This is a genomic window from Campylobacter sp. 2018MI34, assembly GCF_016598975.1.
Lineage (GTDB): Bacteria > Campylobacterota > Campylobacteria > Campylobacterales > Campylobacteraceae > Campylobacter_D.
Genome location: NZ_JAENKS010000001.1, coordinates 15,478 through 38,704 on the forward strand (window position 1 = coordinate 15,478; position 23,227 = coordinate 38,704).

General features: G+C 27.6%; 27 protein-coding genes. 25 read left to right on the top strand and 2 right to left on the bottom strand.

All coding sequences use genetic code 11. The features are described from left to right. Position 1 precedes the first annotated feature (1 nt). From JG676_RS00080 to JG676_RS00100, 5 genes are read left to right on the top strand one after another with little or no spacing between them, the layout of a single operon-like run. Entirely contained in the window at positions 2 to 1,114 is a 1,113-nt protein-coding gene (locus JG676_RS00080) for an ABC transporter permease (protein ID WP_234126292.1), read from the top strand. Then, positions 1,114 to 1,836 carry an ABC transporter ATP-binding protein gene (locus JG676_RS00085; protein WP_200169281.1) on the top strand — a complete coding sequence of 241 codons (723 nt, stop codon included), beginning with the start codon at positions 1,114 to 1,116 and terminating at the stop codon, positions 1,834 to 1,836. The genes JG676_RS00080 and JG676_RS00085 overlap by 1 nt, the downstream gene beginning before the upstream one ends. A gap of 2 nt (positions 1,837 to 1,838) precedes the next feature. After that, complete coding sequence (locus JG676_RS00090) at positions 1,839 to 2,726, top strand: MlaD family protein (RefSeq protein ID WP_200216957.1); 888 nt, start codon at positions 1,839 to 1,841, stop codon at positions 2,724 to 2,726. Continuing rightward, the gene (locus JG676_RS00095; RefSeq protein WP_200169279.1) at positions 2,727 to 3,320 is read left to right on the top strand and encodes an ABC-type transport auxiliary lipoprotein family protein; all 594 of its coding nucleotides are present in this window, start codon (positions 2,727 to 2,729) and stop codon (positions 3,318 to 3,320) included. 42 nt (positions 3,321 to 3,362) lie between these two features. Beyond that, positions 3,363 to 3,863: a flagellar FLiS export co-chaperone gene (locus JG676_RS00100; protein ID WP_200169278.1), complete on the top strand. Its 501-nt coding sequence runs from the start codon at positions 3,363 to 3,365 to the stop codon at positions 3,861 to 3,863. A gap of 42 nt (positions 3,864 to 3,905) precedes the next feature. Here the strand turns inward: JG676_RS00100 and ung are convergent, their stop codons facing one another. Next, on the bottom strand, positions 3,906 to 4,604 hold the full coding sequence (gene ung, locus JG676_RS00105; protein WP_200216958.1) for a uracil-DNA glycosylase: 699 nt from the start codon (positions 4,602 to 4,604) through the stop codon (positions 3,906 to 3,908). A 225-nt stretch (positions 4,605 to 4,829) separates the two neighbouring features. On the opposite strand from ung, the gene JG676_RS00110 reads away from it, so the two are divergent. The 12 genes from JG676_RS00110 to proB all read left to right on the top strand — a co-directional run bounded on the left by JG676_RS00110 (position 4,830) and on the right by proB (position 16,166). Continuing rightward, positions 4,830 to 6,230: an aspartate ammonia-lyase gene (locus tag JG676_RS00110; RefSeq protein ID WP_200216959.1), complete on the top strand. Its 1,401-nt coding sequence runs from the start codon at positions 4,830 to 4,832 to the stop codon at positions 6,228 to 6,230. 9 nt (positions 6,231 to 6,239) lie between these two features. Further along, a complete protein-coding gene (locus tag JG676_RS00115) occupies positions 6,240 to 7,577 on the top strand; it encodes an anaerobic C4-dicarboxylate transporter (RefSeq protein WP_200169275.1) in 1,338 nt (445 codons plus the stop codon). A gap of 137 nt (positions 7,578 to 7,714) precedes the next feature. Next, complete coding sequence (locus JG676_RS00120) at positions 7,715 to 9,082, top strand: hypothetical protein (RefSeq protein WP_200216960.1); 1,368 nt, start codon at positions 7,715 to 7,717, stop codon at positions 9,080 to 9,082. 9 nt (positions 9,083 to 9,091) lie between these two features. Continuing rightward, positions 9,092 to 9,460: a YcfL family protein gene (locus JG676_RS00125; RefSeq protein WP_200169273.1), complete on the top strand. Its 369-nt coding sequence runs from the start codon at positions 9,092 to 9,094 to the stop codon at positions 9,458 to 9,460. 10 nt (positions 9,461 to 9,470) lie between these two features. Then, positions 9,471 to 10,094, top strand: coding sequence for a penicillin-binding protein activator LpoB (lpoB, locus tag JG676_RS00130; RefSeq protein WP_200169272.1), 624 nt, complete (start codon positions 9,471 to 9,473; stop codon positions 10,092 to 10,094). Between the two features lie 82 nt (positions 10,095 to 10,176). Next, positions 10,177 to 11,529, top strand: a complete 1,353-nt coding sequence (locus JG676_RS00135; RefSeq protein ID WP_200216961.1) for a hypothetical protein — start codon at positions 10,177 to 10,179, stop codon at positions 11,527 to 11,529. 9 nt (positions 11,530 to 11,538) lie between these two features. Then, positions 11,539 to 12,729: a CsgG/HfaB family protein gene (locus tag JG676_RS00140; RefSeq protein ID WP_200216962.1), complete on the top strand. Its 1,191-nt coding sequence runs from the start codon at positions 11,539 to 11,541 to the stop codon at positions 12,727 to 12,729. Between the two features lie 116 nt (positions 12,730 to 12,845). Continuing rightward, positions 12,846 to 13,154, top strand: a complete 309-nt coding sequence (gene rplU, locus JG676_RS00145) for a 50S ribosomal protein L21 (RefSeq protein ID WP_200169269.1) — start codon at positions 12,846 to 12,848, stop codon at positions 13,152 to 13,154. A gap of 11 nt (positions 13,155 to 13,165) precedes the next feature. Next, a complete protein-coding gene (gene rpmA / locus JG676_RS00150) occupies positions 13,166 to 13,420 on the top strand; it encodes a 50S ribosomal protein L27 (RefSeq protein WP_066778460.1) in 255 nt (84 codons plus the stop codon). Between the two features lie 565 nt (positions 13,421 to 13,985). Beyond that, positions 13,986 to 15,035, top strand: a complete 1,050-nt coding sequence (gene obgE / locus JG676_RS00155) for a GTPase ObgE (protein ID WP_200216963.1) — start codon at positions 13,986 to 13,988, stop codon at positions 15,033 to 15,035. A gap of 64 nt (positions 15,036 to 15,099) precedes the next feature. Beyond that, positions 15,100 to 15,420, top strand: coding sequence for a hypothetical protein (locus JG676_RS00160; RefSeq protein ID WP_200216964.1), 321 nt, complete (start codon positions 15,100 to 15,102; stop codon positions 15,418 to 15,420). Continuing rightward, a complete protein-coding gene (proB, locus tag JG676_RS00165) occupies positions 15,408 to 16,166 on the top strand; it encodes a glutamate 5-kinase (RefSeq protein WP_200216965.1) in 759 nt (252 codons plus the stop codon). Before JG676_RS00160 ends, proB begins: the two co-directional genes overlap by 13 nt. 99 nt (positions 16,167 to 16,265) lie before the next feature. Here the strand turns inward: proB and JG676_RS00170 are convergent, their stop codons facing one another. Next, positions 16,266 to 16,514 (bottom strand): helix-turn-helix domain-containing protein, encoded by a 249-nt coding sequence (locus tag JG676_RS00170; protein WP_200169265.1) that lies wholly within the window; start codon positions 16,512 to 16,514, stop codon positions 16,266 to 16,268. A 501-nt stretch (positions 16,515 to 17,015) separates the two neighbouring features. Between JG676_RS00170 and fmt the strand changes: the two genes are divergently transcribed. The 8 genes from fmt to atpA are packed head-to-tail and all read left to right on the top strand — an operon-like array spanning position 17,016 to position 23,224. After that, positions 17,016 to 17,930, top strand: coding sequence for a methionyl-tRNA formyltransferase (gene fmt, locus JG676_RS00175; protein ID WP_200216966.1), 915 nt, complete (start codon positions 17,016 to 17,018; stop codon positions 17,928 to 17,930). Beyond that, positions 17,911 to 18,546: a biotin--[acetyl-CoA-carboxylase] ligase gene (locus JG676_RS00180; RefSeq protein WP_200169262.1), complete on the top strand. Its 636-nt coding sequence runs from the start codon at positions 17,911 to 17,913 to the stop codon at positions 18,544 to 18,546. The genes fmt and JG676_RS00180 overlap by 20 nt, the downstream gene beginning before the upstream one ends. After that, the gene (locus JG676_RS00185) at positions 18,543 to 19,328 is read left to right on the top strand and encodes a ParA family protein (RefSeq protein ID WP_200169261.1); all 786 of its coding nucleotides are present in this window, start codon (positions 18,543 to 18,545) and stop codon (positions 19,326 to 19,328) included. Before JG676_RS00180 ends, JG676_RS00185 begins: the two co-directional genes overlap by 4 nt. Positions 19,329 to 19,332: 4 nt before the next feature. After that, on the top strand, positions 19,333 to 20,181 hold the full coding sequence (locus JG676_RS00190; protein ID WP_200169260.1) for a ParB/RepB/Spo0J family partition protein: 849 nt from the start codon (positions 19,333 to 19,335) through the stop codon (positions 20,179 to 20,181). Between the two features lie 60 nt (positions 20,182 to 20,241). Then, on the top strand, positions 20,242 to 20,667 hold the full coding sequence (locus JG676_RS00195; protein WP_200169259.1) for a FoF1 ATP synthase subunit B': 426 nt from the start codon (positions 20,242 to 20,244) through the stop codon (positions 20,665 to 20,667). 8 nt (positions 20,668 to 20,675) lie between these two features. Then, positions 20,676 to 21,185 (top strand): F0F1 ATP synthase subunit B, encoded by a 510-nt coding sequence (locus tag JG676_RS00200; protein ID WP_200169258.1) that lies wholly within the window; start codon positions 20,676 to 20,678, stop codon positions 21,183 to 21,185. Further along, on the top strand, positions 21,185 to 21,709 hold the full coding sequence (locus tag JG676_RS00205) for a F0F1 ATP synthase subunit delta (protein WP_200216967.1): 525 nt from the start codon (positions 21,185 to 21,187) through the stop codon (positions 21,707 to 21,709). Before JG676_RS00200 ends, JG676_RS00205 begins: the two co-directional genes overlap by 1 nt. A 9-nt stretch (positions 21,710 to 21,718) precedes the next feature. Continuing rightward, entirely contained in the window at positions 21,719 to 23,224 is a 1,506-nt protein-coding gene (gene atpA, locus JG676_RS00210; RefSeq protein WP_200169256.1) for a F0F1 ATP synthase subunit alpha, read from the top strand. Positions 23,225 to 23,227 lie beyond the last annotated feature (3 nt).

Consider the following 23,227-nt stretch of genomic DNA (forward strand, 5'->3'; position numbering starts at 1 on the left):
AATGTCTTGTTATTTTAAACTTAAAGAAGAAGAAAATTTAGATAGACTTTTAATTTTTGGAATTTGGGATAAAACAAATCTTCCAAAAATTAAACTTCATAAACAATTAGGTCAAAAAAATATTATCATTGATTTTACGCATTTAGAATTTATAGATACTGCTGGAGTAAGATTTTTTCTTGCTTTAGAATATGATTTAGCACAAAAAAATATAAAAGTTCAAAGACTCAACTTAAGTTCTAATTTTTCTCATTTTTTTAATTTGTGCGAAAAAAATTATAAAAGAATTTACCCAAAAGAACAAAACAAATTCTCTTATAAAGACTATTTTATAAATATTGGCAGATTAAGTGTAAATTTATTTAAGACGTTTAAACAATTCTTTTATTTCCTAGGTGCATTTTTTAGCTCTTTAGCCTTTTGTATTGCTAAGCCTAAAAAATTTAGATTTATTGCCTTTTTATATCACATAGAAGATTCTATATTAAAAGCTCTCCCTATTGTAATTTTAACCGCTTTTTTAGTAGGAGTTGTTTTAGCTTATCAAGCTGCTTATCAACTTGCTCAATTTGGAGCTAATATTTTTATTGTTGATTTAATAGGAATTTCAGCTACAAGAGAATTAGCACCCCTTATAGCAGCAATTATTATAGCAGGACGCAGTGCAAGCTCTTATACAGCACAAATTGGTGTTATGAAGATTACAGATGAAATTGCTGCTATGAATACCATGGGATTTAATTCTTTTGAATTTATTGTTATTCCAAGAGTTATGGCTTTAGTCTGCGCTATGCCCTTAATAGTTATTATAAGCGATATTGTAAGTGTTTTAGGAGGTATAATTGTTGCAAAACTTAGTCTTGATATAAATGCAGGAGAATTTTTAAGACGCTTTAGAGAAGCTATTGATTTTAAAAATATACTTATAGGGATTATTAAAGCTCCTATATTTGGATTTTTAATAGGGATTATTTCTAATTTTAGGGGATTTAATGTAGCAAAAACAACTCAAAGTATTGGAATTTTTACAACAAAAAGTGTTGTTGATACTATTTTTTGGATTATAGCATTTAATGCTCTATTTTCTGTATTTTTAACTAAAATTGGATTTTAATGATAATAAAAGCTCATAATATCACAACCTATTTTGGAACAAAACTTATCCACGATAAAGTTAATTTTGAAATTAAAGAAAATGAAATTTTTGGAATTTTGGGCGGAAGTGGAAGCGGAAAGTCAGTTCTTTTAAAACAAATGCTTCTTTTAGAGCATTTTGATGGGGGAGAATACGAAATTTTAGGCTTCAAATTAAAAGGTATTAGTGAAAAAAATGCTCTAATTTTACAAAAAAAATGGGGAGTTGTTTTTCAATTTGCTGCACTTTTTAGTTTTTTTTCTGTTTTTGAAAATATAGCTACTCCTTTAAGAGAATACACAAAGCTTGATTATAATGCAATTGAAGAAATTGTTCATATGAAAATTAAAATGGTAGGTCTTGATGAAAATGTTTTAAATCTTTACCCTAGCGAATTAAGTGGAGGTATGCAAAAAAGAGTAGCTATTGCCAGAGCTTTAGCACTTGATTCTAAACTTTTATTTTTAGATGAACCAACTTCAGGATTAGATCCTTATAGTAGCCGTGCTTTTGATGAACTCATCTTAAATTTGAAAAAAAGTTTTAATTTAAATATTATTTTAGTAACCCACGATAAAGATAGTATGAAAACCCTACTTGATCGCTTTATCATTTTAGAAGATAAAAAAGTCGCTTTTATGGGAACTTGTGAAGAACTTAAAACCCAAAATAAAAAGCTTTATCAAAGATTTATGGAGTAATTATGGAAAATAAGGCAAGTTATTTTTGGATAGGATTTTTTGTCTTTGGTGTATTCTTTTTTAGTTTTATTTTTATAATATGGTTTGAAGGATATTCAAAAGATGAAGAATTTAGCTTTTATGAAATTCACACTCAAGAATCTGTGGCAGGATTAAGCGTAAAAGCACCTGTAAGACTTTTAGGGGTTGAGATAGGAAATGTTGAAAAAATTAGTATTGATGAAAAAGATAATTTAAGTGTTAATATACTTATTAAAGTGAGAAAAAATACTCCTATAAAAGAAGACACTTTCGCTACTTTACAACTTCAAGGCATAACAGGGCTTAAATTTATCCAACTTCAAGGCGGAAGTAAAAATTCTAAAAAATTAATAAGTACAAAAACATACATTCCTATTATAAAATTTAAAGAAAGCTTTTTTACAGCGATCGATAAACAAAGTGAGCATATTTTTTCTCTTGTAAAAACAGCCGATAATAAATCAAAAATTTTACTGAGTGATAAAAATTTAAAAAACGTAGAACTTATTTTGCAAAATTTAGCTACACTAAGCTCAAATATCAATCAAAATTTTGATCTTTTAAATGAAAATCTCATAACCACAAGCAAAAAACTAGGGATAATGGCAGATGAAGTGAGTATTTTATCTAAAAATGCTAGATTAAGTCTTGAAAATATCAATAATAGTTCTACTTTGTTTAATAATCTTATTAAAAAAACCGATGATAAACTTGAAAACTTTGATGATCTACGTTTTTCTTTGCTCTCTAATTTAGAACTTTTTAAAATCTTACTTTTAGAAAGTAATCAACTCTTAAAAGATTTAAGAAGAAGTCCATCAGATTTGATATTTAAAAACAATAAACCAAAATTGGGACCAGGAGAATAAATGAAAGCTATATTATTATTTATATTGGTATTTTTAAGTGCTTGCTCAATTAAAACTACAGATATATCTCAAGAATTTATACTAAAAAGCAATGAACAAGATTTTAATCAAAGTTTTAAAACCACAGATAAAACCCTAAAAATTTTAGATCTTGATCTTCCTTTATATTTAAATTCAAAAAATATAACTTATATAAAAGATGATATAAGTGACATTTATGCTTATCATTTTTGGGCGGATACTCCTAATAATTTATTACGTTTTATGTTATTAGATAAATTAGAAAGAAGTCATCTTTTTAAAACTTTAATTGGAAAACATAGCAAAATAAATGCTGATATTGTACTAGAAGGACGTATAGACTCTTTTGAACAAATTCTAAAAGAAAATGATAATTACGCAAAAATAAATATAAGTCTTAATTTAATTGATGTAAAAAATAATGCTTTAATATCTCATAAGTATTTTACCATCAAAGAAAAAATTACAAATAATACTCCAAGAGAAATTCTTAAAGCCTTTGAAATAGGTTGTAATAAATTAAGCAATGAAGTAATTATATGGATTAATGATTCTATACAAATAAAGGAATAGTATTTGCTTTCTATTTTTAGAAATATTAATTGAAGGACAAAAATGGATGGATTAAATACACTTAAAAAACATCTAGGTGAAGTAAAAGAAATGAGTCGTTTTGAAGCAAAACGAATTTGCTCTCAAATTAATGATGCTAATGATTTTATCGGGGCTTTGCAAGTTTTAGATCTAACCTTAAAAAAAGTTTCTCAAAATATAAATCAAAGATTAGAGCTTAATCATCTTGACGACATACAAAAAAGAACCTTAGATGCTAATGTTGCATCTTTAATTCAAAATTGCTCTTTTATGAGTGTGACTTTATTTGGAAATATTTTTAATGTCTATGCTGGAGAACAATTGTTTGAATTTGAAATCACAAATCCTTTATTAATGCTCGAAAATAACGGATATGAAGGAATTTTATCTTATATAGAAGATAAAAGAGATGAGATTAAAACCATTCTCGCACAACTAGCAAGTATTATAGCTACTGGATCTATAGGTAATAATACAATCTACAATACACAAACTACAGATTTTAAAAATTTATTTAGATAAATTCTTAATAGAAATTCTATTAAGAATTTTTTAAAATAATTTTTAGAAATTTAAATCCCAGTTTATAGGTGTTTTTCCTAGTTTTTTTAAAATTTCATTAACTTTAGAAAAATGCTTACATCCTAAAAATTTATTTCCAGCCAAAGGACTAGGATGAGCAGCTTCTAGTATAAAATGTTTTTGTGAATCAATTAATCTTTTCTTGCTTTTAGCAAAATTACCCCAAAGTAAAAATATAAGATTTTCTCTTCTATCATTTAAATTAGAAATTACAGCATCACTAAATTCTTGCCATCCCCACTGACTATGACTTGCTGCTTTTCCTGCTTCTACACTAAGAATAGAATTTAATAACAAAACTCCTTGTTTAGCCCAAGAACTTAAATCGCCACTTTTTGGGATACTTATACCTAAATCATTATTTAATTCTTTATAAATATTTATTAAACTTGGAGGAATTCTAACCCCATTTGGAACAGAAAAACTAAGACCCATAGCCTGATTTGGTTGATGATAAGGATCTTGTCCGATTAAAATAACTTTTAAAGAATGCAAAGGAGTAAGATTAAAAGCATTAAAAGTTAAATTAGATGGTGGATATATAATTTTATTTTCTTTTATAGCTTCTATATATTTTCTTTTAAGCTCTAAAAAATATGGTTTATAAAATTCATCTTTTAAAAATTCTTTCCAATCATCATTCATTTTAATTTGGTGGAGTTTAATATTTAAATTTTCCATTATTATCCTTAAAAAATACTTTGAAAAATTTAATAAAATTGTAGCAAAATAAAAATAGTTTTTATATCTGTAAAAAAAATATTTATTATTAAATTATTTTTTTATTAATACAATAAAAAATTAATAATTAATTTTTTATTAATTAATTATTAACTATGATTCTATTATAATATTTATTATAAATCTATTTTTTATAATAAATTATTCCAAAAGAAAGGCTTGACAATGAGTTTAAGAAAAGAACATGATTTTATCGGAGAACTAGAAATTCCTAATGATGTTTATTATGGAATTCAAACTTATAGAGCTTTGGAAAATTTCCAAATGAGCGGAAGAAAACTAAAAGAATATCCTTATTTTGTTAAAGCTTTTGCACAAGTTAAAAAAGCAGCTGCTTTAGCTAATAAAGATTTAGGAATGATTGAAGCCAATAGAGCTGATTTTATAGCAAAGGCTTGTGATAGAATTATCAATGGAGAATTTTTAGATCAATTTGTTGTTGATATGATACAAGGTGGAGCTGGAACAAGCACCAATATGAATGTAAATGAAGTTATAACAAATGTTGCTCTTGAAATGATGGGACATAAAAAAGGAGAATATCAATATCTTCATCCAAATGATAATACAAATTTCGGACAATCAACAAATGATACTTATCCAAGCTCTATTAAAGTTGCAGTTCATGCTAAAATGGGTGATTTATTAAAAGCTATGGAAATTTTAAAAAATGAATTAGAAATCAAAGCTAAAGAATATAAAAATATTTTAAAAATAGGAAGAACAGAGCTTGAAGATGCGGTTCCAACTACTTTAGGAAATACTTTTAACGCTTTTGCAACTTATATAAAAAGTGATATAGAAAAAATAACAAAAGCAAGAGAGTCAATGACTTATCTTAATCTAGGCGCAACTGCTATAGGAACTGGAATTTGCTGTCATCCAGACTATAAAAATTTAGTTGAAAAATATCTTAGCGAAATTACAGGAACTACTTTTAAACCCGCTGAAGATTTTATAGCAGCCACTCAAGATACAGGTGATTTTGTTCATGTTAGTGGTGCTTTAAAAACTGCTGCAGTTAGACTTTCTAAACTTGTGAATGATTTAAGACTTATGAATTCTGGTCCAAGATGTGGTTTAAGTGAAATTAACTTACCTCAATTACAACCAGGAAGTTCTATTATGCCAGGAAAAGTAAATCCAGTTATTCCTGAAGTTGTTGGAGAAGCTTGCTATGAAGTAATAGGAAATGATGTTACAATTTCGCTTTGCTCAGAAAGAGGAGAATTCGAACTTAACGCCTTTGAACCAGGAATTGCTTATGCTTTATTTAATTCTTTGGTTTTATTAGAAAATGCAATGCTAACTTTAGCAAATAAAGCTATAAAACATTTAACAGCTAATCCAGAAAATTGCAAAGAAACTATGCTAAATTCTGTATGTTTAGTAACAGCTTTAAATCCTTATATAGGTTATGAAAACTCAGCATCAGTTGCTAAAGAAGCTTTGCAAACTGGAAAAAAAGTAGCTGATATTGTTTTAGAAAGAAAACTTTTAACCAAAGAAAAGTTAGATGAATATCTAACTCCTGAACATATGTTAAATCCAAGTATAGAGAAATAAAGGATTTCTATGGGCTTAGATATAATCTTGCAAATAGTTGTTCTTCTTGGTGCAATATTTATTGGTATTCGCTTAGGTGGAATCGCCATAGGCTATGCTGGTGGATTAGGAGTTGTGATTTTAGGACTTTTCCTAGGGCTTAAACCAGGAAGTATTCCTTGGGATGTTATTTTAATTATTGCTGCTGCTATTGCAGCAATCTCTGCTATGCAACAAGCAGGCGGTCTTGATTACATGGTAAAAATGACAGAAAGGCTTTTAAGAGCTAACCCTAAATTTATAAACTATCTTTCTCCAGCTTGCGGTTGGTTATTAACCATTCTTGCAGGAACTGGAAATGCTGTATTTTCTTTAATGCCTGTGGTTATAGACGTAGCAAAATCTCAAAACATAAAACCAAGTGTTCCTTTATCATTAATGGTTGTTTCATCTCAAATTGGAATTACCGCAAGTCCTGTAAGTGCTGCTGTTGTTTATATGAGTGGGGTATTAGAACCACTAGGTTGGAATTACCCTACTTTATTAGGAATTTGGATTGCAACAACTTTTATTGCTTGTATGGTTACAGCTTTAATAATAAGTCTTATAACACCTCTAGATTTAAGCAAATGTTCAATCTATCAAGAAAGATTAAAAGCAGGTCTTGTTAAAGATCCAAATGAGGTTTTACATGCTGAAAATAAACCGGGTGCTAAACTTTCTGTGGCAATCTTTTTAATCGCTGTATTAGCTGTAGTTCTTTATGCCACAGCAATATCAAATAATATCAAATGGATCGATCCAGTGATTATACCAAGAGATGCAGCTATTATGAGTTTCTTACTTACTGCAGCAACTTTAATCACTTGGCTTTGCAAAGTTGAACCATCTAAAATAATTGAAACAAGCGTTTTTAAATCAGGTATGACAGCTTGTGTTTGTGTATTTGGCGTAGCTTGGCTTGGCAATACTTTTGTAAGTGCTCACGAAGCAGGGATTAAAGAAATAGCAGGTGATTGGGTTAAACAAACTCCAGCTATGCTTGCAGTTGCATTTTTCTTTGCTAGTATGCTTTTATACTCTCAAGCAGCTACTGCAAAAGCTATTGTGCCAGTTATTATGGCTGCTTTAGGAATTTCAGCTACTAATCCACACGATTCTTATATGTTAGTAGCTTGTTTTGCGGCTGTTTCTGCTCTTTTTGTTCTTCCAACCTATCCAACTCTTTTGGGTGCAGTGCAAATGGATGATACAGGATCAACAAAAATTGGAAAATTTATTTTCAATCACTCTTTTTTCATTCCAGGCGTTTTAGCTATCGTAATTGCTGTTACTTTAGGATTTTTTATCGCGCCTTTACTTATTTAATTTAAGGGGATTTCCCCCTTTTTTTTATTGTATTGATCTTGTAAATAAAATTTGTTAAAAATTTAAAGATTGTTTTCAATGTATTTTTATTTTTTTATAATGTTTCGTTTAATTTAATTTACTTTTCAAGGAATCTTATGACAAAAATACCTTTAAAAACTACCTTAATAGGTTTAAGTTGTTTATTTTTAGGAGCTTGTGCTAATCAAGCTAAAGTAAATTCAAATTTCGAAAATGCTTTAGTTCAAAAATATTGCGGTGCTGATTTTTTTAATGAAAATTTAGAAAAAATCCAAAAAAATGATGATATTATTTATACAGGCATCAATACAGGTTTAATCGCAAGAAATTGTAAAGAATTTAACAAAAGCAATGAATTTTTCGATGCAGCAGAAGATGCTTACAAATATGATGTAGATTTAGAAAGTGTTGGAAAAAAGGGTGCAAAACTCGCAGCTACTACTTTAATAAATGATAGTATTGTTGATTATGATGGTTCTTTATATGAAAGAATTATGGTAAATGTCTATAAAGGGCTTAATTTTATGAATTTAAATGATTATACCAATGCTAGAGTTGAATTTAATCGTGCTTTAATGCGTCAAGATAAGGCTAAAGAATATTTTGCAGCTCAAATTGCACAAAATAGAGAAGATTTAGAAAAAGCTAAAAAAGAAGATCCAAATTATACTAAAAATATGAATGAAAACTCAAAAGTTATCGAAGAACAATATAATAGTTTATTTAAAGAATTTGATACAACCAAAAAATTTGTAAATCCTTATGCAACTTATATTGCTTCTGTATTTTTCTTTATGGATCAAGATTATAGAAAAGCGGCTGATTTATTTAGAGAAGTAGCAATCATCAATCCTAAAAATAAAGAAATTCAAAAAGAAGCTAAAATTTTTAACAATTATGCAAAAAAAATCAATTCTAAAAATAATAAAAAATATATTTTTGTTGTTTATGAAAATGGTATGGGTGTAGTAAAAGATGAATTTAGCATAACTTTACCTTTTATAGTAAATAAAAATATCATTAGTACAAGTCTTGCTTTGCAAACTTTGAAAAAAAGAGAAGCTTCTTTTGAAAATTTAAATATCAATGGTATTAATACTACTGAAGTTGTAGATTTAGATGATATTGTAGCAACTGAATTTAAAATCAATATGCCAGCAATGATTAGCAAAGCCTTAGCTCAAACTATTATTAAAATTACTTTAAATGCAGCTGTGGCAAATAATGACTCAAGCGGCGGTTGGTTTTCTTTAGCAAGCTCAGTTGCAACTGCAGCGACAAATAAAGCTGATGTGCGTTCTTGGAGAGGTTTGCCTAAAAGTATTTCTGTGGCTATGATTGAAAATTCAGGCAGTATTAGCATAAAAGATCCACAAAGGCAAGAAATTTATCAAAATAATATTGATAAAAATAAAAATGCTCTAATTATAGTGCGTTCTTTTGCACCTTATTTACCAACTAGTGTAGATTTGATCCAAAAATAAGGTTAAAAAATGAAAAAATGGCTTTTACTTATTATAGTAATGCTTTTTAGTGCTTGTGCTTCTTACAAAGCTGATACAAGCACTTCTAACAATGCAATAATAAATTCAAATTTACCAAAAAGCTTGGTAAAACAATTTAATAAACGTATCAACAATAATGGTTATTTAGAATTTGAAGTAATTTTATATAGTACTTTTTCTAAAGATATTATGTATAAGGTGGATTGGTTAGATAGCAATGGCTTTGTGTTGCGTGATGTCTTAAATGAAGAATACCAATATTTAAGAATTCCAGCCAAACAAGAGGTAATTATTCATAAAATTTCAGCTGATCTTAGAGCAAAAGATTTTAGAATTAATATTAAAACAAAAAATTAAAGGATAAAAAATGAAAAAAACAAAAATTTTAGTTACAGCTCTTGCAGGAGCATTATTTTTCAGTGGTTGTGTGCAAACAACTTATACAGATGGAAAAGCAAGTCAAGTAAAAAAAGGTGACGCGCTTACTTTAGGTCTTGATAGAGAAGATTTTGAAAATGCAGCTGAAACTATGATAAATAGTATGCTTAGCGATCCAGCTTTTGCAAATATTAAAGCAGGTCAAAGAAAAGTTATTGCTATTGGTAGAGTAGTAAATGATACTCCTCAAAGAATTGATACAGAAAAACTTACTGCAAAAATCACCTCAGCATTAAGACGTTCAGGCAAATTTGTATTAACTTCAGCTGTTGCAGCAGGTGGAGCGCTTGATAGTATGAGCGAAGATGTTAGAGAATTAAGAGATAATGATGAATTTAATCAAAGCACCATAGCCAAAAAAGGAACACTTGTTTCACCTGATTTTTCATTAGCAGGCAAAATAAGACAAGACAATGTTAAACTTAGCAATGGTAAAACTCAAGTAGAATATTTCTTTTTATTAAGAGTTACTGACTTAAATTCAGGTCTTGTATATTGGGAAGATGAAAAAACTATTGACAAAACAGGTTCAAGCAAATCAGTTACTTGGTAAAAATAAATTTATTTAAAAAATTTTAGCCTGAGTTTGCAAAAACAAACTTGGGCTTTTTTTATAACATTTATAAAGGAAAAAAATGAAAAAATTATTATTAATTAGCTCTTTAGTTGTGGCAAGTTTGCTTTATGGACAAGGTTCGCAACCTGTCGAAATTATCGAGCCGGATAAATCAGAACAAACACCGGTTACAAAACCAAAAAAGATAAATTTGTCAGATCTTATGAATAAATCAGCCAAAGCTCTTAAAAAGAAAAATCCACAAGCTATGGTTTATACTGCAAAAGCATCTATTGGCGTAGGACCTGAAGATCCACAATATTATGATTATTTAGCTATGTCTTATTCTGAAGCGGTTTTAAATCTTAAAGCAAATATGGTTTTATCAAAAGCAGGAACTATTGCCATTAAAGAAACTTTATCTTATTTTCACAAAACTATTCCAGATGATAAGTTAAATCAACAATTACAAGCTGAAGCAGATAAAGAATTGAAAAAATTAAAAGATGCACAAGAAAATGCAGATAAAATTTTTAAAGTTTTAGAAAATCTTATATCTACATTTACGCAAAAATTACCACCTGAAAAAAAAGATCCTAAATTTATAGCAGAAATAGAAGATAAAATTTTTGAAAATACTTATAATCAAGCTTTTTCAAAAACTGCTATGGATGAAATTACAGGTTTAATTCCTTATGAAACTTTTATAGTAAATGATGAAGATGGATATCAAGTGGGTGTTTTAGCTTATACTACACCAAATTCTTTACAACTTGCTAGGGATTTAAAACAAGGTCATCAATCAAAACCTACAGAAAAAAAAGAACAATGTAAAAATCCTGATGAAATAGCAGATGCTTTAGAAGATGAAGATCTACTTTCACATTTAGGTATAAAATATTTTTATAATGAAAATTGTCGCCCTTCAATTTTAGCTTATGGTATGGACTCTTTTATAAAAGAAGAGGGAATGAATACAGAGTATCAAAATGAATCCGAAGATCGCGCTAGAAATAGAGCAGATGCTTTTATATCAGCATTTCTATCTTCAAGTATATCGGCAAATATAAAAGATAGTTCAACAAAAGAAAAAGTAAAAAAAGCTATGATGAAAGCTGTTTCTCAAGGAGATACTACTAATTATAATGCTAAAAAAACAGGACCCCAAACCTCACTAATAAAAGAAATGTCAAAAGATTTTAGTGCTGATTCAAGTATGAGTTTAAGAGGAATTGAAGATGCAAGAATATGGGATATAGATAAGGGTGATTATAGAATAGTAGGTGTGATACGATATTATTCTATGGATAGCATAGAAGCTGCTAATAAAAGATTTGATTCAAATTATGAGACAATAAAATCTAACAATACCCCAAAGCAAGTTAAACCTAGTGTAAAACATTCATCAAACCTTGATGTAGATGATTTTTAAAGGAAATTTATGAGAGTTTTATTTATATTATTAACTTTTTTGGCATTTTTAGATGCCAAAGTTGTTACAACTAGCACAACAAAACAAACACAAGGCGAAGGCTATGGTAGCACTTATGAACAAGCTATAGGTAAAGCTTTAGCTGATGCTATATCTCGTATGTATGGTGGCACTTTAAGTCAGAGTACAAATTTTAAAACCCATAGCAAAAAAGATAAAAATGGACAGAATTTAGAAAAAACTTATAATGGTGAAATTCGTCGTGTAACAAAAGGAAATTTTGATTCTTATGAAGTTATTTCTAAAACCCAAACTGATAATGGATTTAATGTTAAAGTTATAATCAAAAAAACCACAACAACCAAAAAATACCAAACCCCTGGACTCAGTGCGGATAATAGAAGAAGCATAGTAGTATTTGACTCAACGCCAGATCCTATAAAACGTGGCATAGGTGCAAGCTTGCAACAAAAAATTATTTCTGATTTATTGCAAAGTCGTAAATTTAACGTTTTAGATCGTGACTCAAATGGATATTATGAAATGGAAAAAGCTATTATCAAAAGTAGCGATACAGCAAGTGATGAAATTTATAAACTTAAAAATGTATTAGCCACAGATTATATTTTATTATTTTCTATTTCAGGGCTTGATGGCAAACAAAAAACAAGTAATCTTACAGGAAAAACTAAAACAGAAGTTGAAGTAGTAATAGATTATCGTGTGCTTTTATTTGCTACAAGACAAATTAAATTTTCCAATACTTTAAGCATGAAAGTAAATCTTAAAGATAATAGTCTAAGTGCCAATGAATCTGTTCTTAAACAAATAGCAAATCGTATTTCAGGAGATATTTTAAATGCTATTTATCCTTTAAAAGTTGCTAGCGTTGAAAACAATGAAGTTGTATTTTCTCAAAGTTTAAATCAAGGTGATACTTATGAGTGTTTTTCACTTGGAAAAGTTATAAAAGATGCCTATACCAAAGAAAATACAGCAAGAGTAGAAACTAAAACAGGAAATATTGAAATCACACGCACCAGCCCAAAGCTTTCTTATGCAAAAATTATAGAAGGAAGTGTAAAAGTAGGCGATATTTGCAGACCTTTAAATAGTGGAAATAATGGAAATGGTTATACAATAGGACGTGATGCAAATTATAAAATAGAACAAGGTGGTGGAGTAAATTTAGGTTTTTAAATTCATTAAAAATTAAAGAAAAATTAGCTAGAATTAAAACTTTTAATCGGCCAATAAAGCTTTTAAACCAAAAATTTGGTGCTTTATGGTAACTTACCTTAAAAAGGAAAAGTAATATGTATGCTATTATTAAACATAGTGGAAAACAATATAAAGTTAGTATTGGAGATGAGTTAAAGCTTGATCATTTTGAAGCAGAAATTAAATCAAGCGTAGAAATTAATGAAGTTTTAGCTATCAACGATAAGGATTTAAAGGTAGGTGCGCCTTTTATAGCAGGTGCAAAAGTTGTCTTAGAAGTTATATGCCACGGAAAAGATAAAAAAGTTATTATTTATAAAAAAAGACGTAGAAAAGACTCTAAACTCAAACGCGGTTTTAGAAGACAATTTACCCGTGTTAAAGTTATAGATATTAAAGCTTAAGGAGTAAAAGAATGGCACACAAGAAAGGTCAAGGTTCAACTCAAAATAATCGCGATTCTATAGGACGTCGTTTAGGTGTTAAAAAATTTGGTGGCGAATTTGTTAGAGCTGGAAATATCATCATTCGTCAAAGAGGAACTGCAACTCACGCTGGAAATAATGTAGGTATGGGAAAAGATCATACTCTTTTTGCCTTAATTGATGGCTTTGTAAAATTTGAAAGAAAAGATAAAGACAGAAAAAAAGTTTCTGTTTATCCTGCTTAATTTCTAGACTAAAGTCTAGAAATTACTTATATAAATCAAATTTTAAAATTCTAAATAAGACCTAAAATAACAACTTGCCAAGCAAAACAATAAAAACGAAATTAAAAAAACTAATAATAATTTATAATTTTAATTATAAATAGTTTATTTGGTATTTTAAAAATTTAATAGAAATTATTTTTAATCATATAAATAAAAAATACTCTTTTATTTATTTTTTAAAATAAGAGAAACAAAATATAATTAAAATATCAAAAAAATCTTTTAGATATTAATATAAATGTAACAAAAATTCAATTTTTGTATTTTTTAAAATTTCACTTCAAATTTATCATTAAACAAAAACTTATAAGAATTGATATTAAACCATAAAATATTTTATAATTTTTTATTTAAATTCTTTATTATTAATATTACATTTTAATAATATTTAATAATAAAAAATAATACCTTAAATATAAATACAAATAAAGGTTTAAAATTTAAATAATTAACATTATAAAAGTTAAATTTTTGAATTTTATTTTATTTTGATATACTTTTTCAAAAATTTTTAAGGTTATAAATGTTTATTGATAGTGTTAAAATTACCCTAACCTCTGGTAATGGAGGCAAAGGAGCTGTAAGCTTTCGACGTGAAAAACACGTGCCTTTAGGTGGTCCTGATGGTGGCGATGGTGGAAATGGTGGAAATATTTATTTTATATGTGATAACAATACACATACTTTAGCTAATTTTAAAGGAAAAAAAGAATTACGTGCTCAAAATGGATCTGCAGGAATGGGACGCAATAAAAATGGTAAAAAAGGTGAAGATTTAAATCTTATAGTGCCCGAAGGAACTCAAATTATTGATGCAAACACAAATGAAGTTTTGCTTGATTTAACCAAAGAAGGACAAAAAGAATTATTTTTAAAAGGTGGAAAAGGCGGGCTTGGGAATACACATTTTAAACACGCAACCAACCAAAGACCTGATTATGCACAACCAGGCATAAAAGGGGAAAGTCGTTTTGTAAGACTTGAATTAAAACTTATTGCAGATGTAGGACTTGTTGGCTTTCCAAATGTAGGAAAATCGACCCTTATAAGCGTAGTATCTAATGCCAAACCTGAGATTGCAAATTATGAATTTACAACACTTACTCCAAAATTAGGGCTTGTAGATGTAGATGAATACAATTCTTTTGTAATGGCGGATATTCCAGGTATTATTGAAGGGGCAAGCAATGGAAAAGGCTTAGGACTTGAATTTTTAAAACATATTGAAAGAACAAGTTTTTTACTTTTTGTGCTTGATCCTATGAGAGAAATGAGTTTAAAGGAACAATTTATCATCTTAAGAAATGAACTTAAACAATTTTCATCTAAACTTTATGAAAGAAAATTTGGCATAATGATTTCAAAAAGTGATAGTGTAAATTTAGGAGAAGAATTTGCTAAGCAAATAACCCTAAATTTAGAAAATTTAAAAAATTATTTAAAAGAAATAAACAATATCCAAAGCTTTTTGATTAACGTTTCAAGTCTTGAAAAAACAGGGCTTAAAGAGCTTAAATTTATTCTTTTAAAAGAAATCAAAAATTTAAGAAAAGATAAAAATTTAAATGATTAAATAAAATAAATTTTTAAAACTTAAAAATAAAATGGTAAATTTTATAAAATTTTAGGATTAAAATGTGTCAAGTAGTAATGATTTTAAAGATTTTGTTTTAGAATGTTTAAAAGCTTGCGATACGCCTTTTAATTTTAACGCAAAAAAAATGTTTGGAGAATACTGTATATATATAAATTCTAACTCAGCATTTTTAATTTGCAATAATACTTTATATACAAAAAAACTTCCGTGTCTTGAAGAATTATTAAGAGAAAATGAGCTTGGATTTCCTTTTCCCAAAGCTAAACAATGGTATATTTTAGATGTGGAAAATTTAGAACTTTTAAACAAAATTATATGGATTTTATCTGATTTTTATAAGGAAAAAAAATGCAAAGAATAATCATCAAAGTAGGTTCTCACGTTATTAGCGAAGATAATGCTTTAAGCCTTAAACGTTTAGGCAATTTAGTTGAGTTTTTAACAACTTTGATGAAAAAATATGAAGTGATTTTAGTAACTTCAGCTGCTATATCAGCTGGATATACAAAACTTAACATTGATAGGAAAAATTTAATCAATAAACAAGTTTTAGCTGCTATTGGACAGCCTTATTTAATGAGTGTTTATAATGAATTTTTATCTAAATTCAATAAAATAGGCGGACAAATTTTACTAACTGCTAAAGATTTTGATTCAAGAAAAGCCACAAAACACGCTAAAAATGCTATTGATGCTATGATAAATTTAGGGATTTTGCCTATTATTAACGAAAATGATGCCACAGCCATAGAAGAAATAGTTTTTGGAGATAATGATAGCTTAAGTGCTTATGCAACATATTATTTTGGAGCCAACTTACTTGTAATCTTAAGTGATATTGATGGTTTTTATGATAAAAATCCTAGCGAATTTAAAGATGCTAAAAGATTAGATAAAGTCGATAAAATTCTTGATTCTTGGCTTGATATGTCAGTAAAAACTGGAAGCGAGCATGGAACTGGAGGCATTATCACCAAATTAAAAGCTGCTAAATTTTTACTTGAAAATAATAAAAAAATGTTTTTAGCAAGTGGCTTTGACTTAAGTGTTATTAAGGCATTTTTACTTGAAAATAAACAAATAGGCGGAACTTTATTTGAAAATTAACAAAAACAACATTTTGTTTTCTCTTCAAATCATAAAAACTTATAATGTAAAATAACTTTTTATTAAATAGGATTTTATCAATGATTAGTAAAAGTTGATTTAAAACTCTTTAAAAAATTCTGCCATTTCTATATCTAAGACTTTTGAAATTTTATAAAGATGTTCAAGATTAAAATGTATATTTTTATATCCTGCTTCAGCTCCACCTACTAAAGAGCAAGACTTATAACCTATTTCAAGACTTAATTCAAGTTGAGACAAACCTTTTTCTCTCCTTAATCTAGAAACATTTTTTGCAATTTTTTTATAAAAATTATCTATTTCATTTTGATTAAACTGATAAGCCAAATTTTATACCTTAATCTATTATGATAGATTAAGGTATATTTGTTTTATAATTTTATTTCACTCTATTATAATAGATTAAAAAAGGAGAAAATATATTAAAAAATGTTTTTAGCCCTATTTTGTGCTTTATTATTTATTGCTTGTAGCGATAAAGAAGCTCCAATTGAAATTTCACTAGGCGAAAGATATAACCCTATTTTTAATACAATACCCAGTATTTAGAGATCACTTCTTTGGTAAATACTATAGAAATTACAAAGATAATACCTAATAGAGGAAAGGGAGATTGCAGAGCGGGTGGATTATTGGATAAAAAGATATAAAAATAGAAAAAACTCTATCTTATGGTCAAAGTTGGCAAGTTCCACTTTCAGGCTGTAATAAAATTTTAGAAGTTGAAATCGAAACAAATCAAGGAACATGGAATTTTAATTTTAACTAAATATATAATTTACCTATATTTATTATAATTCAAAGTATTTTAATATAGGTAAATTAAATATGAAAAACATTATTTTTATGGGAACACCTTCTTATGCAACTTGTATTTTAAAAGAATTAATAGATAAAAAATTTAATATCTTAGCTCTTTTTACTCAACCTGATAAAGCAGTAGGAAGAAAACAAATTTTAACACCTAGTGATACAAAAATATTTTTAAGTCAAAATGCACCGCATATTCCTATTTTTACACCAAAAAGCTTAAAAGATGAAAAAATTATTGATGAGATAAAAGATTTAAAACCTGATTTTATAGTCGTTGCTGCTTATGGAAAAATCTTGCCTAAAAATATCCTAGATATTGCACCTTGTATTAATCTACACGCTTCGCTTTTACCAAAATACCGTGGTGCTTCTCCTATACAAAGTGCCATTTTAAATGGAGATGAAAAAAGCGGAGTTTGCACAATGTTAATGGATGCTGGACTTGATACTGGAGCTATACTTGAAAGCATAGAGTGTGATATAAAAGATAAAAATGCTGTAGAAGTTTTTGAACTTTTGGCTCATTTGGCGGCAAAACTTTGTGTTAGCACTTTAAAAAATTATAACTCTATTGTTCCTATAGTGCAAGATGAAAATTTAGCAACATATTGTAAAAAAATTAAAAAAGAAGATGGTTTAATCACTCTAGATAATGCAAAAAAAATTTATCAAAAATATTTAGCCTTTATGTCTTGGCCTGGAATTTTTTTAGATAAAGGTTTAAAATTTCTAGAACTTGAACTTATAGATGAATCAACACAGCACACTAAAGAGGGACAAATTTTAGAATTAGAAAAAGAAAGTTTTTTACTTACTTGCAAACAAGGAATTTTGCGTATTAAAAAAATCCAAGAAAATGGTAAAAAGATCTTAGATGGACGCACTTACCTTAATGGAAAAAGGTTAAAATGTGGAAATTATTTGTATTGACAAAATAGCCTCAACTCATCTTTTTTTATGTGATGAAATTCGTAAAAATAAAATAGAAAAAAATCTAGCTATTTATGCACTTGAACAAACAAATGGTATTGGGAGTAGAGAAAATTCTTGGCAAAGCTCTAAAGGAAATTTACATCTTTCCTTTTGTATTGATAAGCAAGATCTTCCTAAAGACTTACCTTTAGCTTCTATAAGTATTTATTTTGCTTATTTATTAAAAGAAATCTTAGCTCAAAAAGGATCAAAAACTTGGCTTAAATGGCCTAATGATTTATACATAGAAAATAAAAAAATTGGAGGAATAATAAGCACAAAAATTAAAAATTTTATTATAGGCGGGATAGGACTAAATTTAAAATATTGCCCTGAAAATAGCTCCTTATTGGATATTGATATAAAATTAGATGAATTAGTTTTAAAATTTATAGAAACTTTAATGCAAAAAAAATTATGGAAGAATATTTTTAGCAAGTATATGATAGAATTTGAAAAATCAAAACAATTTAATGTCCATTATGAAGGAAAAATCTTTTCTTTAAAAGATGCTTTCTTATATGAAGATGGATCGATATTATTAAATAATAAAAGGGTATATAGTTTAAGATGAGCGAAGTTATAACAATTGCAAACCAAAAAGGTGGAGTAGGAAAAACAACAACCGCCGTTAATTTAGCTGCTTCTTTGGCTGTTGCTGAAAAAAAGGTTTTATTAATAGATGTTGATCCTCAAGCAAATGCAACCACTGGACTGGGATTTAATAGAAATAATTATGAATATAATATCTATCATGTTTTTATAGGCAAAAAAAAGCTTTCTGATATTATTTTAAAAACCGAACTCAATCAACTTCATCTTGCCCCTTCTAATATAGGATTAGTTGGCATAGAACAAGAACTTGCTAAAGGTGAAAGTAATGAAAAAAAAATTGTTCTTAAAAACCAACTTAAAGAAGTAGAAAATGAATATGATTTTATTATTATAGATTCTCCTCCTGCTTTAGGAAGTATTACTATCAATGCATTTGCTGCAAGTGATAGTGTAATCATCCCTATACAATGTGAATTTTATGCTCTAGAGGGTGTTGCAATGGTTTTAAACACTATTAAAGTAATCAAAAAAACAATCAACCCTAAATTAAAAGTGAGAGGATTTTTACCAACAATGTATAGTTCTCAAAATAATCTCTCTAAAGATGTAGTTGAAGATTTAAAACAAAATTTTAAAAAACAACTTTTTACAATCAATGGAAACGAAGATGATTTCATAGTTATACCAAGAAATGTAAAACTTGCTGAAAGTCCTAGTTTTGGTAAACCTATCATACTTTATGATATTAAATCTCCTGGTTCTTTAGCATATCAGAATTTAGCTTATTCAATTTTAGGATAAATAAATGGGATTAAATAAAAATAAAGGTTTAGCAACACTTATCGGCGATATAGATGAAGTTTATAGCAAAGAATTAGGGCTTGATAAAAACAAAACCATTCAAATTCCGGTTGAAAAAATTAAAGTCAATCCTTTTCAGCCAAGAAAATATTTTGACAAAGAAGCTTTAAATGAATTAGCAAATTCTATTAAACAATATGGACTTATCCAACCTATTATAGTTTTAAAACAAGAAAATCATTATATTCTTGTTGCAGGAGAAAGAAGACTTAGAGCTTATAAAATATTAGGATATGAAAATATACTTGCTTTAGTTTCTGATGCCAAAGAAGAAAAGTTAAGAGAATTGGCACTTATAGAAAATATTCAAAGAGAAAATTTAAATCCTATTGAACTTGCAAATTCATATAAAGATCTAATAGAAATTCACAAAATTACCCAAGAAAATCTTGCATCACTTGTTAATAAAAGTCGCACGCAAATCACTAATACTTTAAGACTTCTAAATTTAGATCCAAGTACGCAAAATCTTATTATCGAAGGAAAAATTTCACAAGGACATGCTAAAATTCTTGTAGGATTAAACAAAAAAGATGAAAAAATGATTGCAAGTAGCATTATTGGGCAACAACTAAGCGTTCATGATACTGAAAAAATTGTTAAAAAAATCAAAAATCAAGAAAATGCTAATTTAGAAAATAATACTGAATTTGAAAATGAGCTTAAAGAACTTATAAAATCATTAAATAACAAAGGTTTTAGATGTGAAAAAAATAAAAAAAACCTTATCATACATTTAAAAAATATCGATATAATAAAAAAACTAAGACAAATGATTGAAAAAATTAGTTGAAAAATTATTTTTTCTAAGATATAATAAAAAGCTTAAAAATTAAAATAATCAAGGAGCTTTATGTTTGATGATGTCCATCTTTCCATAATATTAGCAACTATTTTTATATTTTTAGCTATGATAGTTATTTTGAATTCTATGCTTTATAAACCCCTTTTAAAATTTATAGATGAAAGAAACAGTTCTATAAAAAATGATGAAAATAAAGTAAAAGAAAACTCACAAGAAATTTTAGATGTTAATAAAGAAGTAGAAGAAATTCATAAAAATACAAGGGAAGAAATTTATAAAATTAAACAAGAAGCTCTAAACAAAGCTAAAGAAGAAGCTAATGAGCTTATAAAACTTGAGAAAGAAAAAATAGAAAATAAAATGCAAGAATTTTATAAAGATTTAGAAAATCAAAAACAGCAATTAAAAGAAAGCTTACTAGAACATTTACCAGAGTTAAAACAAAGTCTACAAAATAGTATCAAAAGAATCTAAGGATAATAATGCAAAAGTTAAAATTTTTATTTTTTTTACTCCCAGTCTATGCATTAGCAAGCTCTAATAATGGGGATTATGACATAATACCAAGAGTGATTAATTTCTTAATATTTATTGCCATATTGTATTATTTTATTGCTACTCCACTTAAAAATTTCTATAAAAATCGTATTTTTCAAATTTCTTCAAAATTAGATGAAATTCAAAGAAAACTATTAGAAAGTAAAACTAAAAAATTTGAAATGACTAAAAAACTTGAAGAAACAAAAGCTGAAGCAGTTAATGCATTAAATCATGCAAAAAAAGAAGCAGAACTTTTAGTTCAAAAAATCAAAAATGAAACTCAAAACGAAATTGATTTGCTTAATAAATATTTTGAAGAACAAAAAAATTATGAAACTAAAAAAATAGAAAAAGAAATTATATCTCAAATATTATCTGAACTCTTTAAAGAGTCAAATACTATTTTAAAACAAAATGATATGATTGATATTGTTATGAAAAAGGTATCTTAATGGCTGATAAACTTATAGCTAAAAAATATGCAAAAGCTATTGTATCAAGAAAAGATTTCGATAAATTTTATAAAAATTTATGTATAATTTACCAAGCTTTTTGCATTCCTCGTTTTATAAATATATTGGAAAATACACAAATACATAAAGAAAAAAAAGTTAATTTTATACTTTCTTTTCTTGATCAAAAAAATACTTATTTTGAAAATTTTATAAAACTTTTAGCAGATAATTCTAGACTTTTATTTATTCCTGAGATTATCGAAGAGCTTCAAAAACAAAAATCTTTTCAAAATAATACCTATAAAGGAATTATTTATTCTGAAAAAAAACTTGATACAGAAATTTTAAAAGAAATTGAAGAAAAACTTAAATCTAAACTAGAAGCTCAAATTAAACTAGAAAATAAAATTACAAATAACAATGAAATTAAAATTGATATAGAAGATTTAAATTATGAAATATCTTTTTCTATAAAAACTTTCCAAAATAAAATAAGTGAATTTATATTGAAAACTATTTAAGGAGAATGAATGAAATTTAAAGCCGATGAAATCAGCTCAATAATTAAAGAAAAAATTGAAAACTTTGATTTAAACCTTGAAATTGAAGAAACTGGAAAAATTATTTCTATTGCAGATGGGGTTGCTAAAGTTTATGGGCTTAAAAATATTATGGCCGGAGAAATGGTTGAGTTTGAAAATGGCGAAAAAGGAATGGCTTTAAACCTTGAAGAAAGTAGTGTTGGTATTGTTATTCTTGGTAAAGGTGAAACCTTAAAAGAAGGAAGTAGTGTTAAGAGACTAAAAAAACTTTTAAAAGTTCCTGTAGGAGAAGCTCTAATAGGTCGTGTAGTCAATGCTTTAGGAGAACCAATTGATGGTAAAGGTTCTATTTCTAGCAATGAATCACGTTTTGTAGAAGAAAAAGCAAAAGGAATTATGGCTAGAAAAAGCGTGCATGAGCCTTTACAAACAGGTATTAAAGCTATTGATGCCCTTGTTCCAATTGGCCGTGGTCAAAGAGAGCTTATCATAGGAGATAGACAAACGGGAAAAACAACGGTTGCAGTAGATGCTATTATAAACCAAAAAGGACAAAATGTTATTTGTATCTATGTAGCTATAGGTCAAAAGCAAAGTAATGTAGCTCAAGTAGTTAAAAAACTAGAAGAACATGGCGCAATGGAATATACTATTGTTGTAAATGCTGGCGCCTCTGATCCAGCAGCATTACAATATCTTGCTCCTTATTCAGGTGTAACAATGGGAGAATATTTTAGAGATAATTCTAAACATGCTTTAATTATTTATGATGATCTTAGCAAACATGCCGTAGCTTATCGTGAAATGTCTTTGATTTTACGAAGACCTCCAGGACGTGAAGCTTATCCAGGTGATGTTTTCTATCTCCACTCAAGACTACTTGAAAGAGCAAGTAAATTAAATGATGAATTAGGTGCAGGTTCATTAACAGCTTTGCCAATTATAGAAACTCAAGCAGGAGATGTTTCAGCTTATATTCCTACTAATGTTATTTCAATTACTGATGGACAAATTTTCCTTGAAACAGATCTTTTTAACTCAGGAATTCGTCCAGCTATTAACGTTGGATTATCAGTTTCTAGGGTTGGTGGTGCTGCACAAATTAAAGCAACTAAGCAAGTTTCAGGAACTTTAAGACTTGATCTTGCTCAATATAGAGAATTACAAGCTTTTGCACAATTTGCAAGTGATCTAGATGAATCAAGTAGAAAACAGCTTGAACGTGGTCAAAGAATGGTAGAAGTTTTAAAACAACCCCCTTATTCTCCTTTAGCTATCGAAAAACAAATTATTATTATTTTTGCTGGAACTAAAGGATTTTTAGATGATATTGCTGTTTCTGAGATTAAAAATTTCGAAGAAGGAATTTATACATTCATTGAATCAAAATATCCAGAAATTTTTGAAGAAATTCGTTCAAAAAAAGCTTTAGATAAAGAATTAGAAGAAAAAATAATCAAAGCTATTAATGAATTTAAATCAAATAACTTATAAGGT